This window comes from Cellulosimicrobium arenosum (assembly GCF_014837295.1).
Lineage (GTDB): Bacteria > Actinomycetota > Actinomycetes > Actinomycetales > Cellulomonadaceae > Cellulosimicrobium > Cellulosimicrobium arenosum.
Map to the genome: position 1 here is coordinate 373,996 of NZ_JACYHB010000002.1, position 14,540 is coordinate 388,535.

Annotated in this window: 13 protein-coding genes; 7 read left to right on the forward strand and 6 right to left on the reverse strand. The window is 72.7% G+C overall.

Features of this window, described 5'->3' with window-relative positions:
* The first annotated feature begins 2 nt into the window (after window positions 1–2).
* Together IF651_RS04535 and IF651_RS04540 are read left to right on the forward strand one after the other, a co-directional pair.
* On the forward strand, window positions 3–920 hold the full coding sequence (locus IF651_RS04535; RefSeq protein ID WP_191827870.1) for a DUF4031 domain-containing protein: 918 nt from the start codon (window positions 3–5) through the stop codon (window positions 918–920).
* Between the two features lie 81 nt (window positions 921–1,001).
* Complete coding sequence (locus tag IF651_RS04540) at window positions 1,002–1,670, forward strand: SanA/YdcF family protein (RefSeq protein WP_338403769.1); 669 nt, start codon at window positions 1,002–1,004, stop codon at window positions 1,668–1,670.
* Between the two features lie 37 nt (window positions 1,671–1,707).
* Here IF651_RS04540 and IF651_RS04545 read toward each other — a convergent pair whose 3' ends face one another.
* The 3 genes from IF651_RS04545 to IF651_RS04555 form a co-directional block, all read right to left on the reverse strand.
* Window positions 1,708–3,360 carry a succinic semialdehyde dehydrogenase gene (locus IF651_RS04545; RefSeq protein WP_191827871.1) on the reverse strand — a complete coding sequence of 551 codons (1,653 nt, stop codon included), beginning with the start codon at window positions 3,358–3,360 and terminating at the stop codon, window positions 1,708–1,710.
* Entirely contained in the window at window positions 3,357–4,382 is a 1,026-nt protein-coding gene (locus IF651_RS18145; RefSeq protein ID WP_191827872.1) for a GNAT family N-acetyltransferase, read from the reverse strand. The genes IF651_RS04545 and IF651_RS18145 overlap by 4 nt, the downstream gene beginning before the upstream one ends.
* A 69-nt stretch (window positions 4,383–4,451) precedes the next feature.
* A complete protein-coding gene (locus tag IF651_RS04555) occupies window positions 4,452–5,576 on the reverse strand; it encodes a GuaB3 family IMP dehydrogenase-related protein (RefSeq protein WP_191827873.1) in 1,125 nt (374 codons plus the stop codon).
* A gap of 146 nt (window positions 5,577–5,722) precedes the next feature.
* Here IF651_RS04555 and IF651_RS04560 point away from each other — a divergent pair, with 146 nt between their 5' ends.
* Window positions 5,723–6,415 carry an exonuclease domain-containing protein gene (locus IF651_RS04560; protein WP_191827874.1) on the forward strand — a complete coding sequence of 231 codons (693 nt, stop codon included), beginning with the start codon at window positions 5,723–5,725 and terminating at the stop codon, window positions 6,413–6,415.
* A gap of 102 nt (window positions 6,416–6,517) precedes the next feature.
* The gene (locus tag IF651_RS04565) at window positions 6,518–8,053 is read left to right on the forward strand and encodes a helix-turn-helix domain-containing protein (RefSeq protein WP_191827875.1); all 1,536 of its coding nucleotides are present in this window, start codon (window positions 6,518–6,520) and stop codon (window positions 8,051–8,053) included.
* 60 nt (window positions 8,054–8,113) lie between these two features.
* On the opposite strand, the gene IF651_RS04570 is transcribed toward IF651_RS04565, so the two are convergent.
* Window positions 8,114–8,752 (reverse strand): Rid family hydrolase, encoded by a 639-nt coding sequence (locus IF651_RS04570; protein ID WP_191827876.1) that lies wholly within the window; start codon window positions 8,750–8,752, stop codon window positions 8,114–8,116.
* Between the two features lie 364 nt (window positions 8,753–9,116).
* Between IF651_RS04570 and IF651_RS04575 the strand changes: the two genes are divergently transcribed.
* Window positions 9,117–10,730: a flavin monoamine oxidase family protein gene (locus IF651_RS04575; protein WP_191827877.1), complete on the forward strand. Its 1,614-nt coding sequence runs from the start codon at window positions 9,117–9,119 to the stop codon at window positions 10,728–10,730.
* 82 nt (window positions 10,731–10,812) lie between these two features.
* On the opposite strand, the gene guaB is transcribed toward IF651_RS04575, so the two are convergent.
* Both guaB and IF651_RS04585 read right to left on the reverse strand, forming a co-directional pair.
* Window positions 10,813–12,345 (reverse strand): IMP dehydrogenase, encoded by a 1,533-nt coding sequence (guaB, locus tag IF651_RS04580; protein WP_191827878.1) that lies wholly within the window; start codon window positions 12,343–12,345, stop codon window positions 10,813–10,815.
* Between the two features lie 66 nt (window positions 12,346–12,411).
* Window positions 12,412–13,638: a MerR family transcriptional regulator gene (locus IF651_RS04585; RefSeq protein WP_191827879.1), complete on the reverse strand. Its 1,227-nt coding sequence runs from the start codon at window positions 13,636–13,638 to the stop codon at window positions 12,412–12,414.
* A gap of 260 nt (window positions 13,639–13,898) precedes the next feature.
* Between IF651_RS04585 and IF651_RS04590 the strand changes: the two genes are divergently transcribed.
* Both IF651_RS04590 and IF651_RS18330 read left to right on the forward strand, forming a co-directional pair.
* Window positions 13,899–14,189, forward strand: a complete 291-nt coding sequence (locus tag IF651_RS04590; RefSeq protein WP_191827880.1) for a WhiB family transcriptional regulator — start codon at window positions 13,899–13,901, stop codon at window positions 14,187–14,189.
* 204 nt (window positions 14,190–14,393) lie between these two features.
* Window positions 14,394–14,540: helix-turn-helix domain-containing protein (locus IF651_RS18330; RefSeq protein ID WP_206715142.1), on the forward strand; the 147-nt coding region annotated here is incomplete at its 3' end.

Sequence of the window (14,540 nt, forward strand, 5' to 3'; positions counted from 1 at the left end):
GGGTGACTGTGTTCGTTGATCCGTCCGTGTGGGCTGCGCACGGAACCCTGTTCAGCCATCTCGTGTCGGACTCCTCGCTCGACGAGCTGCACGCGTTCGCCGACCGGGTCGGGCTGAGTCGGCGCGCGTTCGACCTGGACCACTACGACGTCGCCGCGGAACGGTACGACGCCACGATCGCGGCCGGTGCCGTACCGGTCGGGGGGCGCGAGCTCGCCCGACGGCTGGAGGCGTCCGGGCTACGGGTACCGGGTCGCGCGCGCCGCGACGCGAAGGCCGACGCGCTGCTCGTCCGGTGGGACGTCCTGATGCCCGACGCTCGGAGCGTCGGGGTCGAGCTCGTCGACCGCTGGCACGAGCCCCACCGCGTCTATCACGGCCCGGAGCACCTGGTGCACGCGCTGGACTGCCTCGCGCTCCTCGAGGGTCGCCCGCCCGGGGTGCCCGACGGCGCGCCCCCTCCGCACCACGACGGTGCGTCGTCGCTCACCCAGCTCGCGATCTGGTTCCACGACGCCGTGCACGACGGTGTCGCCCGACGGGACGAGGAGCGGTCCGCCGCGCTCGCGACCACGCTGCTCGAGCCGTTCCTGCCCCCCTCCGATGTCCACGAGGTCGCTCGGCTCGTGCTCGTGACGACCGACCACTCCCCCGCAGACGACGACGCACCCGGCGCACTCGTCTCGGACGCCGACCTCGCGATCCTCGCTGCGGCCCCGGACAGGTATGCGCGGTACGTGCGCCAGGTCCGTGCCGAGTACTCCTCGGTGCCCGACGAGACGTTCCGGGCCGGCAGGGCATCCGTGCTCCGCGGCCTCCTCGGCAGCGGCGCGCTCTACCGGACCGAGCCGGCGGTGGTCCGCTGGGAGCACGCTGCTCGCGCGAACCTGACGGTCGAGCTTGCCGGGCTCGCCGACTGAGTCCGTCACCGAGACCCCGGCGTGCGCTCGCCCCGGGCCCGGGATCGCGTGGGCACAGGCGGGGCACGCTAGGGTCGGCGCGTGACTGACGACCCGACGACCGGACCGGGCCCTGGGTCGTCGGGAACCGACGCCCGCGTGGCCCGACGTACGAGCCGACCGCCACGACCGCGGCGCGTGGTGCTGACGTGCGCCGCCACGGTCGCCGCGCTCGTGCTGGCCCCGTTCGTCGTCGTCCAGCGGGTCGGGCGCTCCCACGTGGCGCAGCCCGACGACGTCCCGGCGAGCGACGCCGTCGTCGTCCTCGGCGCCGGGCTGCGACCGGACGGCTCCCCATCCACCTACCTCCGTCGACGCCTCGACGCGGCCGCCGACCTCTACGCGCGCGGCGTCGCCCCCGCGGTCCTGGTCAGCGGGGACGCGCACGACGACTACGACGAGCCCGGCTCGATGCGTGCCTGGCTCCTCGATCGCGGCGTGCCGGACGACGCGATCCTGCTCGACCGGGAGGGGTACGACACACACGCGACGTGCACCCGCGCGGTGTCCGAGTTCGGGATCTCGAGCGCCGTCGTCGTCACGCAGGACTACCACCTGCCGCGAGCGCTCTTCTCGTGCCGGGTCGCCGGTCTCGACGCGCTGGGCGTGGGCGTGAGTACCACGAGCGTCGAGCCCTGGAAGGCGGTGCTGTACCGGGTGCGCGAGGTCCCCGCGGCGACGAAGGCCGTGCTCGACGCCGTCACCCGCTGACCGACCCGCGGTCCGGGCACAGGCGAGTCCCGACGGGTCAGGGCAGTCGCAGGCGCCGCATCGCCCCGAGCGCCACCGTCAGCACCCGGCTCGGCAGCTCCCCGCCGAGCGCGTAGAGCGCGTCGAAGCTCAGTCCCTGGCTCACCCCGCGCTGCGCGACGACCGACTGTGCCTCGGTCATCGCCTCGACGCCCTCACGGCCGTGGCGCCGCCCGAGCCCGGACGACTTGAACCCGCCCATCGGTGCGGCGACCGACCCGAACGACACCGCGTACCCGTCGTTGATGTTGACGGTCCCCGCCTCGACCTCGGCCGCGATCCGCCGTCCGCGTGCGACGTCCCGCGTCCAGACGCTCGCGTTGAGACCGAGGTCGGAGTCGTTCATCACGCGGACCGCCTCCTCGTCGCTCGCGACGCGGCTGATCGAGACGACCGGGCCGAAGGTCTCCTCGCGCGCGCACGTGGCGTCGTCGGGCACGTCGTCCAGGACCGTCGGTGCGTAGAACCACGGCCCCACGTCGGAGCGGTGCACGCCGCCCGCCAGGACACGAGCCCCCCGCGAGAGCGCGTCGTCGACGTGTGCGACCACCCGGTCGAGCTGCGCCTGGGAGGTGAGCGACCCGACGTCGGCCGTGTAGTCCAGGCCCGTACCGAGTCGTAGCCCGCGCACGAGCGGCACGAACTCCTCGCAGAACGCGTCCGCCACGGCCTCGTGCAGCACGATCCGCTCGATCGACACGCAGAGCTGCCCCGTGCTGGAGAAGCACGCGCGCGCGGCGCCGCGCGCCGCGGCCGTCACGTCGGCGTCGGCCGCCACGTAGAGCGGGTTCTTGCCGCCCAGCTCGAGCGTGGCGCCGATGAGCCGCTCGCCGGCGCGCGCGGCGACCTTGCGCCCGGTGGCGGTCGAGCCGGTGAACGCGATGTGGTCCACCTCGTCGGTCAGCGCGGCACCGACGTCGCCACCGCCGGCGACGACGAGGAAGAGGTCCTCGGGAAGCCCCGCCGCCTCGAGGAGCTCGGCCGCCCACAGCGCGGTGAGCGTGGTCTGCGGGTCCGGCTTGAGCACGACCGCGTTGCCGGCCACCAGGGCGGGCAACGCCTCGGCGAGCGCGAGGGTGAGCGGGTAGTTCCACGGCGCGATCACCCCGACGACGCCGACCGGGCGTCGATGCACCCGGGCGCCGGAGAGGACGGGAAGCATGCCCGGGACGCGGCGGTCCGCGAGGTACCGCGGCCCGCGCACCCCGTAGTGCCGCGCGACCTGCGCGACGTCCCCGATCTCCTCGAACGCGCTGCGACGCGACTTGCCCGACTCCATCTGCACGAGGTCGAGACCGTCCGACTGCCGCTCGAGGACGAGATCCGCGAGGCGCAGCAGGACGTCGGCCCGCTCGCGCACGGGGACGCGCGCCCACCGGCGCTGCGCCGACCGCGCGCGGTCGGCCGCCCCTGCGACGTCGTCGACCGAGGACAGCGCGAACGCCGCCAGGGGCGCCCCGGTGAAGGGCAGCACCGAGCGGTGCGACCCCGCGGCGTGGCTCGTGACGAGACGCGCCACGAGCGGTGCCACGACGTCGGGCTCGAGGACGTACGTGGCCCCGGGGAGCTCCGGGTCGAGCAGCTCGTCGTCCGGGGCACCGGCGCGCGATCCGTCCGGCCCACCCGGGGGCGGGGTCGAGGATGAGGTCATGGCACCAGCCTAGGGTGCGCCGCAGACACCGGTGCCCAGGGCAGCGCCGTCGGCCGCTCCCACGAGGTGAGCGCCGGACGGAACCCGGCCCGCGCCCAGAACGGCGACGACAGGGGGTTGAGGACGCCGTGGTGGAGCGCGGACGCGGCGGTCGAGCCGCCGTCACGACCGAGGTCCGGACGGACGGCCTCGAGCGCGGCGTCGACGAGCGCGCGGCCGACACCCCGGCCGCGCGCACGGGCGTCGACGTGCAGCACGACGACGTAGGCGACGTGGTCGTACGCGAGCGCCCTCGACGCCTCCGACGCGATACCGGGGTGGTCGACGCCGACGACGCCGACCGGCCTCCCGTCGATCTCGGCGAGCAGGACCGTGGTGCCGGGACGCACGATCGCGTGCTCGATCGCGCCGGCGACGGTCCGGGCCGTCGCCGGCCGCAACCGTGCCGAGCCCACGAGCGCGTCGTACCCCAGCTCGGCGAGCTGCAGCGCGGCGGCCACGGCCACGTCCTGCGGGCCGGCGTCGCGCACCCGCACTCCCTCGGCCGGTCGCCGCGCCCGCCCGCCGCGTGGCTCTGGCCGCTCCGCCCGGACCGCGAGGACCTCGGTGGGACGGAAGCCCCGGTCGAGGAGCGCTGCAACCGCCTCGACGTCCCGGCTCGGCCAGGTCACCGCGAGCACGTCGTCGGTCGACGGGGCGCCCCCCGCTGCACGGGCGGTCTCCCCCTGCACCTCGCTCCCCCATCGGTCGAGGAGCTCGCCGAGCACACCGCGCACGTCGGGTCCCGCGACCCGGCCTCGCAGCCGGTGCTCGCGCAGCGCGCGGAAGGTCGCCGCCGGCGCGTCCTCGGCGACCTGGGTCGTGGTCGCGAGCCCGACGCCGCGCGAGCCGTCAGCACGCACGCTGCCATACCAGGTCCCGGCGTCCGGCCGGAGCTCCGCCTGCGGCGCGAGCGCGGTGTCGAGCGCCGCGATGCGCTCGACGTGCGCGTGCTGGACCGCGTCCGCGTCGGCGCCCGTCACCGACGTCAGTCCTCGTCGAGGCGTCGGCCGACACCGCCTGGTCCCCGGCCGCTGCTCGGCACGCCCACGTCAGTGCGGCTGGTACGGAGAGACGACGACCTCGACGCGCTGGAACTCCTTCAGGTCGGAGTAGCCCGTGGTCGCCATCGCGCGGCGCAGCGCGCCCACGATGTTCAGCGTGCCGTCCGCCTGTCGACCGGGGCCGAAGAGGACCTCCTCGAGCGTCCCCGCGGTACCGACGTGCACGCGCTCGCCGCGAGGAAGCTGCGGGTGGTGCGCCTCGGGGCCCCAGTGCCAACCGCGGCCGGGGGCCTCCTCGGCGCGCGCGAGCGCCGCGCCGATCATCACGGCGTCGGCGCCGCACGCGACGGCCTTGACGAGGTCACCGGAGCGACCCACGCCGCCGTCGGCGATGACGTGCACGTACCGGCCGCCGGACTCGTCGAGGTAGTCGCGTCGCGCGGCGGCGACGTCGGCCACCGCGCTCGCCATGGGCGCGTGGATGCCGAGGCTGACGCGCGTCGTGTGGGCGGCCCCCCCGCCGAATCCGACGAGGACGCCCGCCGCACCCGTGCGCATGAGGTGCAGCGCGGCCGTGTAGGTCGAGGCGCCGCCGACGATGACCGGGACGTCGAGCTCGTAGATGAAGCGCTTGAGGTTGAGCGGCTCCGCGTTGCCGGAGACGTGCTCCGCAGAGACCGTGGTGCCGCGGATGACGAACAGGTCGACGCCCGCGTCCACCACCGTCTGGTAGTGCTCCTGCGTGCGCTGCGGCGACAGCGCCCCGGCGACGACGACGCCTGCCGCGCGGACCTCCTTGAGGCGCTGCGTGATGAGGTCGGGCTTGATGGGCTCGGCGTAGATCTCCTGCATGCGTCGCGTCGCGTCGACCGGCTCGAGCGTCGCGATCTCCGCGAGCAGGGGCTCGGGGTCCTCGTAGCGCGTCCACAGGCCCTCGAGGTCGAGGACCCCGAGACCACCGAGGTTCCCGAGCGCGACGGCCGTGGCCGGGCTCATCACGGAGTCCATGGGCGCCGCGAGGATCGGCAGGTCGACGTGGTAGGCGTCGATCTGCCAGCCGACCGAGACCTCCTCCGGGTCGCGGGTACGCCGCGAGGGGACGACCGCGATGTCGTCGAAGGAGTACGCGCGGCGACCGCGCTTGCCACGTCCGATCTCGATCTCGTTGCTCACCGGGACAGCGTACCGGCGGGCGCGCGCCGCCACGCAGGCGTCCGCGTCGCCGGGCACGTGGCGGCCACCCGGACGTGGGCGCGGAACGGCCTGTGGGTGGGGGCTGGCAGTGTCGGCGCGAGAAGGGGAGACGAGAGGAGCGCGCGATGAGCTGGACGACCGGTCCCCTGCTGGGCCTGGACACGGAGACCACGGGGGTGGACGTGGCGCAGGACCGCATCGTGACCGTCGCCGTCGTCCTGCGGGAGGCCGGCAACTCGCACCTGCGCACGTGGCTCCTCGACCCGGGCGTGCCGATCCCGACCGAGGCCACGGCGATCCACGGCGTGACGACGGCGCACGCCGCGGCGCACGGGACCGCGCCGGCCGTGGCCCTGGAGGAGATCGCCTCGCTCGTGGCCGAGCAGCAGCTCCGGGGCGTGCCGGTGGTCGCCTTCAACGCCGCGTTCGACCTCGCGCTGCTCGACGTGGAGCTGGCGCGGCACGGGATGCCGACCCTCGCGGAGCGTCTCGGCAGACCGGTCCGGCCGGTGATCGACCCGCTCGTGATCGATCGCGGCTGGGACCTCGAGCGCGCGGGCAAGCGTCGCCTGGGAGACCTGTGCGACTGCTACGGCGTGGACGACGTCGGGCCGCTGCACACGGCCGACGCCGACGTGCTCGCGACGTTCGAGGTGCTCGACGCGATCGTGCGGACGTTCCCCGACCTGGGCGAGATCTCGCTCGACGCGCTCCACGACGCGCAGGTCGGTGCGCACCGGCGCTGGGTGGACGGGCTGGAGTCGTCGGGGCGCGAGCGCGCGTACGTGGGCGCCGGGGCCGACGGCCGCTGGCCCTGATATCTCATCGGACGGGTGAAGACGGTGTGACGATTCGCCGTGGAGTCCCGACACGCGAGATCTGAGCGCGGTCATATCTCATGGATGAGTTAACGTCGCCGCATGACGACGTTGGACGACGCCCCCCTCACGCAGGTCGGCGCACTCATCCGTGGTGCCCGCCAGAACCGCGGCCTCACCCAGACGCAGCTCGCCGAGCGCCTCGGCACGAGCCAGAGCGCGGTGCACCGCATCGAGCAGGGGTCGCAGAACCTGAGCCTCGAGATGCTCAACCGGATCGGGGTGGCGCTCGACTCGGAGCTCATCAGCCTCGGCGGCCCCAAGCACTCCCACCTGCGTGTGCAGGGCGGACAGCAGCTCTCGGGGCGCATCGAGGTCAACTCCTCGAAGAACGGCGCCGTCGCACTGCTGTGCGCCTCGCTGCTCAACCGTGGCCGCACGACCCTGCGGGGCGTCGCGCGGATCGTGGAGGTCGACCGCATCGTCGACGTCCTGCGCTCGATCGGCGTGCGGGCCACCTGGACGACCGGCGGTCGTGACCTCGAGGTCGTCGTCCCGGACGAGCTCGACCTCGCGTCGATCGACGTCGACGCCGCACGTCGCACGCGCTCCATCATCATGTTCCTCGGCCCGCTGCTCGGCCTGCGCGACGCGTTCGAGCTCCCCTACGCCGGCGGCTGCGACCTCGGCACGAGGACCGTCGAGCCCCACATGATCGCGCTGCGCCCGTTCGGCCTCGCGGTCACCGCGACCGCCGGGAACTACGAGGCCACGGTCGCCCCGCCGACGGGCGACGACCTGCGGATCGTACTCACCGAGCGCGGCGACACCGTGACCGAGAACGCGCTCATGGCCGCGGCACGGCGCGGCGGGGTCACGACGATCCGCAACGCGAGCCCCAACTACATGGTCCAGGACCTGTGCTTCTACCTCGAGCTGCTGGGAGTGCGGATCGACGGGATCGGCACGACGACGCTGCGCGTCCACGGTCGTACGGAGATCGACGTCGACGTCGAGTACGCCGTCTCCGAGGACCCGGTCGAGGCGATGAGCCTGCTCACGGCGGGCATCGTGACCGGGTCGGAGATCACCGTCGCGCGCGTACCGGTGGAGTTCATGGAGATCGAGCTCGCGACGCTCGCCGAGATGGGGCTGCGCTACAGCCTCACGGACGAGTACGACGCCCGCAACGGCCGCACGCGTCTCGTCGACATCACCGTGCACCCGAGCGAGCTGCACGCGCCGACGGACAAGATCCACCCCATGCCGTTCCCCGGCCTGAACATCGACAACCTGCCGTTCTTCGCGGTCATCGCCGCGTGCGCGCAGGGCACGACCCTCATCCATGACTGGGTCTACGAGGGGCGCGCGATCCACCTCACGGATCTCACCCGGCTCGGAGCGGACGTGCGCCTGCTCGACGCCCACCGTCTCCAGGTCACGGGACCGACCCGCTGGTCCGGGGCCGAGATCAGCTGCCCGCCGGCGCTGCGCCCCGCCGTCGTGATCCTGCTCGGGATGCTCGCGGCCAAGGGCACGTCGGTCCTGCGCGGCGTCGACATCATCGCGCGCGGCTACGAGCAGCTCACGGAGCGCCTGCGCGAGCTGGGCGCCAACATCGAGACGTTCCGCGACTGACGTCGCGACCCGACGCACGCGGGGGACGGGCCGGCCTCCGCGAGGAGGCCGGCCCGGGACTCACTGCGGGTAGACGGCGTCGACCTCGACCTCCACGAGCCACCCGTTGACCGGCAGGTTCTCGATCTCGAGCGCGAAGCGCGACGGTCGAGCCTCGTTGACCACCATGGGCCTGGTCGTCGTCGATCCGAGCTGGACGTCCAGGGTGGCTCCGGTCGCCAGGTTCGTGTTGGCGAAGAACTGGCGGTACGCCCGGTTCCAGCCGGCGAAGTCCATCTTCTCCGCCCCCGCGGGGTTCTGGAGGAACACCCGCATCGAGACGACGTCGTCGTAGGACAGCCCCGCCTTCTCCAGGTTGTCGCCGATCCGCATGAGCGCGTTGATGCCCTGGGCCTCCGTGACCGTCACCCCGGCGGGCAGCGTCCCTCCCGGGAAGACGTCCGTCGGGATGTAGCGCTCCTCGGCGGACGCTCCGGGCGTCGTGTTCATCGCCGACGGTCCGAGCCCGGACGACTTGTACCAGGCGACGTTCTTGCCGATGGCGACGCCGTCGGCGATCGAGGCGGTGTCGCCGGTGATGAACGAGACGGCCTCCGTCGGCTTCGGCTGGAACAGCCGACCCTGGGCGATGGCGGTCCCCGGGACAGCAAGGGCTGCGGTGACGGCGACGGCGACGGCGACCTTCATGCGGCTCTTCATGTGTGCCTCCAGGCTGGGCGTCGGACGCCTCCATGGCATCCGGTGAGCGACCGGTCCGGTGCGGCACGGTCGGAGCGGCGACAGTATCCACGGGCGGTTTCACCGATGTGACAGTGACGTGACGTTCGTGAGATCGGCCGGTCCCCTCTCGTGCCCCGGCACCAGCCCGGACGGCTCCTGCTCACCCACGTGCCGAAACCAGACGTTTACGCGCCGGTTCCGGTGTTGACCACGGGGAAACATGCCGGACGCGGTTCCGCGACGTCACGTTGCCTACCGTCTGTGACGGTGCTGACGGCGGCATCCGGCATCCAGGGCCGGGCGTTGCCCCCCGTCAGGCCCTTTCACCGGGAGGTCCTGCCACATGGTCACTGACGAGATGACGATCGGCGTCTCGCGCCGCAACTTTCTCCAGGCGGTCGGCGTCGGCTCCAGCGCCGGCGTGATGTTCGCGACGATGGGGGCCGTCGGCCTCGCCCCGACGGCGGCGGGACAGCCGAAGAACGAGTCGTGGTCCCCGCCGCGGGAGAGCGACTTCACCCTCACCGGTCGTTCCAGGAAGAAGGTCGTCGTCGTCGGCGCCGGACCGGCGGGCCTGGCGTCGGCGTACGAGCTGCAGAAGGCCGGCTACAAGGTCACGGTGCTCGAGGCCCGGCACCGCGTCGGTGGTCGCACCCTGACGATCCGCGACGGGGACTCCGAGACCGACGTGAACGGGGTCAGGCAGACCGCCCGGTTCGGCGACGGCATCTACATGAACGCCGGTGCAGGGCGTATCGCGCAGTGGATGGTCACGATGGACTACCTGCGCGAGCTGGGCGTGCCGTACGAGGTGTTCACCAACGCGAACGCCGACGCCTACCTGTACAACGAGCGCACGGGCTCCACCCCCGGCAACCCGACCCGGTACCGCACGGCGAAGGCCGACGTCTTCGGGTACACGTCGGAGCTGCTCACCCTCGCCACGGACCAGGGCGCCCTCGACCAGAAGCTCACGGCGGCCGACAAGGAGAACCTGCGGTCGTTCCTGCGGTCGTGGGGCTCCCTCAAGGCGGACGGCACCTACCAGGGTGGCAGCAACCGGGGCTTCTCCGAGTACCCGTCGGCCTGGAACGAGCACGGGACACCGCTCGCCGGCCCGGGCTCGGTCTCCGAGGTCCTCGCGTCGCGGATGGGGCAGTACTTCCCGTTCGAGATCAACTGGGAGCAGTCGATGCTCATGTTCCAGCCCAAGGGCGGCATGGACACGACGTACGACTACTTCGTGCGAGCCATCGGCAAGCAGAACGTCCACCTCGACTCGCCCGTCACCGGTGTGCGGAACACGAGCAGCGGTGTGACGGTCTCCTACACGGCGAAGAACGGCAAGCCCCGAGAGATCGACGCGGACTTCGCGATCGTGTCGGCGCCGGCCGGCCTGATGCGCGGCTGGGAGACCAACTGGGGCCCGGACATCGACGCGGCGCTGGGCGAGTTCGCGCTCGGGTCGCCGGCGGGCAAGATCGGCCTCCAGTACCGGTCCCGGTTCTGGGAGGACGACCACCGGATCTACGGCGGCATCACCGAGACGGACATGGATCTCGCCCACATCTGGTACCCGTCGTACGGCTACGGCGAGCGGAAGGGGCTTCTCGTCGGCTACTACAACACCGGCACGAACGCTCGGACCTACGCGGACATGGCCCCCAAGCAGCGCGAGCTGCGTGCTGTCGAGCAGGGCGTCAAGATTCATGGCGCGAAGTACCGGACGGAGCTCGAGAGCTCGTTCTCCATCGCCTGGCACAAGGTTCCCTACATCGAGGGGGCCTGGGCCTACCCGAACACCGAGTCCTCGCGCTTCAAGCAGCTGCAGCAGGGAGCCGGCAACGTCTACTTCGCGGGCGACTGGATGTCCGAGGTCTCGGCATGGCAGCACGGCGCGTTCTGGGGGGCGCGCTACGCGGTGCAGGCGCTCCACACCCGGGTGATGACGACCTGAGCCCCACGCACGGACCGTGACGACGACGGGCCGGCCACCGCCTCTCGGCGGGGCCGGCTCGTCCGACGACGAGGTGCGCCGCTCAGAAGCCCGTGTAGTTCGGGGCCTCGACCGTCATCTGGACGTCGTGCGGGTGGCTCTCCTTGAGCGACGCGGACGTGATGCGGATGAACCGACCCTTCTCCTGCAGCTCGGGGACCGTGCGCGCACCGACGTAGAACATCGTCTGGTGGAGGCCGCCGACGAGCTGGTGCGACACGGCCTGGAGCGTGCCCTTGTAGGGGACCTGTCCCTCGATGCCCTCGGGGACGATCATGTCGTCGCTCGTGACCTCGGCCTGGAAGTAGCGGTCCTTGGAGTAGGACTTCTTGCCGCGCGAGGACATCGCGCCCATCGATCCCATGCCCCGGTACGCCTTGTACTGCTTGCCGTTGACGAGGATCGTGTCGCCGGGCGACTCCTCCGTGCCGGCGAGCATCGACCCGAGCATCACGGTCTCCGCGCCGGCGACGAGCGCCTTGCCGATCTCGCCGGAGTGCCGCATGCCGCCGTCGGCGATGACGGGCACGCCCGCCGGGCGTGCCGCGAGCGACGCCTCGTAGACGGCGGTCACCTGCGGCACGCCGACTCCCGTGACGATGCGCGTGGTGCAGATCGAGCCCGGGCCGACGCCGACCTTGATCCCGTCGGCCCCCGCGTCGACGAACGCCTGGGCACCCTGCCGGGTGGCGACGTTCCCCCCGATGACCTGCACGTCGCGCGTCGCGGGGTCGGTCTTGAGCCGCCGCACCATGTCGATGAGCATCGCCACGTTCCCGTGGGCCGTGTCGGCGACGAGCACGTCGACGCCCGCGTCGATGAGGGTCGTCGCGCGCTGCCACGCGTCACCGAAGTAGCCGATCGCCGCGGCGACGAGCAGGCGCCCCTGCCCGTCCTTCGACGCGTTCGGGAACTGCTCGGACTTCACGAAGTCCTTGACGGTGATCAGCCCGGTGAGGTGACCGTCCTCGTCGACGAGCGGCAGCCGCTCGATCTTGTGCTTGCGCAGGAGCGCGGTGGCGTCCTCGCGTGAGATGCCCGACGGCCCCGTGATGAGCGGCTGCCGCGTCATCACCTCGTCGACCTTCGTCGTCGCCCACTCGGCGACGGGGGTGAAGCGCAGGTCCCGGTTCGTGACCATCCCGACGAGGCGCTGCTCGGCGTCGAGAACCGGGAACCCCGAGATCCGGTAGTCGCCCGCCGTGCGGTCGAGCTCCTCGAGCGTCGCGTCCGGCCCGATGGTGACCGGGTTGTCGATGATGCCGGTCTGGGTCCGCTTCACGAGGTCGACCTGGTACGCCTGGTCGTCGAGCGACAGGTTGCGGTGCAGCACACCGATGCCGCCCTGGCGCGCCATGGCGATCGCCATGCGCGACTCGGTGACGGTGTCCATGGCGGCCGACACGAGCGGGACGCGGAGCGAGATCTCCCGGGTCAGCCGGGTCGTGGTGTCGATGTCCGATGGCGCGAGGTCGGAATAGCCCGGCTGCAGCAGGACGTCGTCGTAGGTGAGGCCGACGAAGCCGAACGGGTCGTGCGCGGGCGTGGAACCGGGGGCAGGAGGGGTGTCGGTCACGCGACGATTCTACGACGCACGGCGGCCCGCTCGTGCTGCCCGGGACCCGGCCACGACGCCTGCACGTCAGGCGACGACGGCGAGCAGCTCGTGCAGCATCCCCGGGAAGCTCCGCACCCGCTGGACGCTCGCGGCGAGCGGGATCTCGTCGGCGACGTCGTCGCTGGGCAGGCCCACGAACACCGGCAGGTCCGGGTTCGCCTCGTACGTGGCGTGCACGATGCCGAGGTCCGGCCGCGCCTGCATCGTGACCATGGCGACGGCGGCCGGGCGCACCATCGTCACGAGCTCGAGCGTGCGGTGCACGTTGGCGGGTCCGGTGACGATGCGGGCCATGGCGCCGTGCGCACCGAGCGCGGCCGCGAGCGCGTGGGCCGCGAGCGGGAGGGGCTCGTCGGGCGCTGCGAAGACGAGGACGATCCGCCGCATGCGGCTCGGGTGGTTCGGGGGCGGGCCGCCTGCCGCGACCATCGCCTCCTCGCGCTGCTGCGTGTGCTCGCGCAGCGCGCCGAGCGTCGCGTTGGCCAGGACGACCTCGGGCACGGCTCCGGGGCCGGCGAGCACGGTGCGTTCCGCGAGCCGGCCCAGCGCCGGTTCGACGAGCTCCGACCACCACACGGCGGGGTCCCCGTCAGCGGGGATGCGCAGCAGGCGGTCGCACGCACCCTGGTCGTAGGCGATGGCGGCGTCGAGGACGGCAGAGATCCCTCCACGCCCCGACATGCCTGCTGCGGCCCCCGCTCGTCCTGGGTGCACGGGCTCGGGGTCGTCCCCGCCGGCCGGTACCGCCCGCAGGAACCCGCGCCCCGGCCGCTGCGGCGACTGCCCGGCACGGGCCGGGTTCGCGTCGTCCGGGGCACCGGCGATCTTGGGGGTCACGCCCCGGACCCCGCCGTCCCGGCCTCCACCGGCGGGCGGCCCGGCGACGTCGTCGGGTGCGTCGTCGTCCCGTGGGTCGTCCTCGCCGCCGGCCGTCGCGGCGGCCGCCGCCTCGCGGTGCGCGTCGAGCGTGCCCGCGTCCGCGTCGAGGGCGACCCGTGCCGCGTCCGCGGGGGCCACGCCGTCCAGCGTGAGCTGGCGCATGACCATCAGCCGGGCGACGTCGTCCTCGATGTAGCGCCGGTGCGCTCCCGCCTCGTGCTCCGACGGGCCGAGGCCGTAGCGACGGTCCCAGGTGCGCAGGGTCGCGGGCGCCACACCCAGGCGGCGCGCCACGACGGCGACCGCGAGGCCGGGCGCGGGCGCGCTCGACCTGGCTCCCTCGTGGTCGGGGGCGGACCGGACTCGGGTCATAGGGGGATTCTGCCGACACAGGGCACCTCCCGCCACCCGCCACCGTCGATCGCGTCACGACCTGTTCATGAGTGGTTCGGTCCTGCGAGCACGGGAGCGGGTCGACGCACAGGCCCTGAACAACCCCGTGTCGAGCCGGGTGCGGCCCCTGCACGCCGGTGCCGCACCCGGGTACCGCGGCCGCAACGAGCCGACGTGCATCTTCACCAGTTCAGCACAGGGGGTTGAACAACCCTTGCAACGCTTGTAGGTTGTTCGCCATGGCAGAGATCTCAAGGCTCCCCGGACCGGTGATGGAACTGTGGGAATGGCAGTACCAGGGTTCGTGCAGGGACCAGGACGACACGTTGTTCTTCCACCCCGAGGGCGAGCGTGGCTCGACCCGCCGACGTCGCGCCGAGGCGGCGAAGGCGATCTGCCAGGGGTGCCCGGTGATGATGCAGTGCCGTGAGCAGTCGCTGCGCGTCCGGGAGCCGTACGGCGTCTGGGGCGGCCTGAGCGAGGACGAGCGCTCCGCCATCCTCGCCGGCGGCGCCCGTCGCACCGGCTGACCCGACCGCTCGGCGATCCGCACGGACGACGCCCCGGGGTGCCAGGATTCTGGCGGAGGCCGGATCCTGGCTGGGGCCGAGAGCACGGTGAGGGCGCCCGAGATCACGGATACACGACAGGGCCCCGCGACCGAAGGCGGGTTCTAGCGATCCCCGCAACACCCTGGATTTCGGGGAGTTGCGGGGATCGTGGTTTCTGAGGAGATGCGGGCGCGGTTCTTCGCGGCCCTCGATCGTGAGGACGGGAGTGTCTCGGCTGCCGCCCGCGCGGTCGGGGTGAGTCGGAACACGGCGTTCGGATGGGCGCGCAGGGCAGGTATCCACGGGCGCGGCAAGCCGGGCACGAGCGGC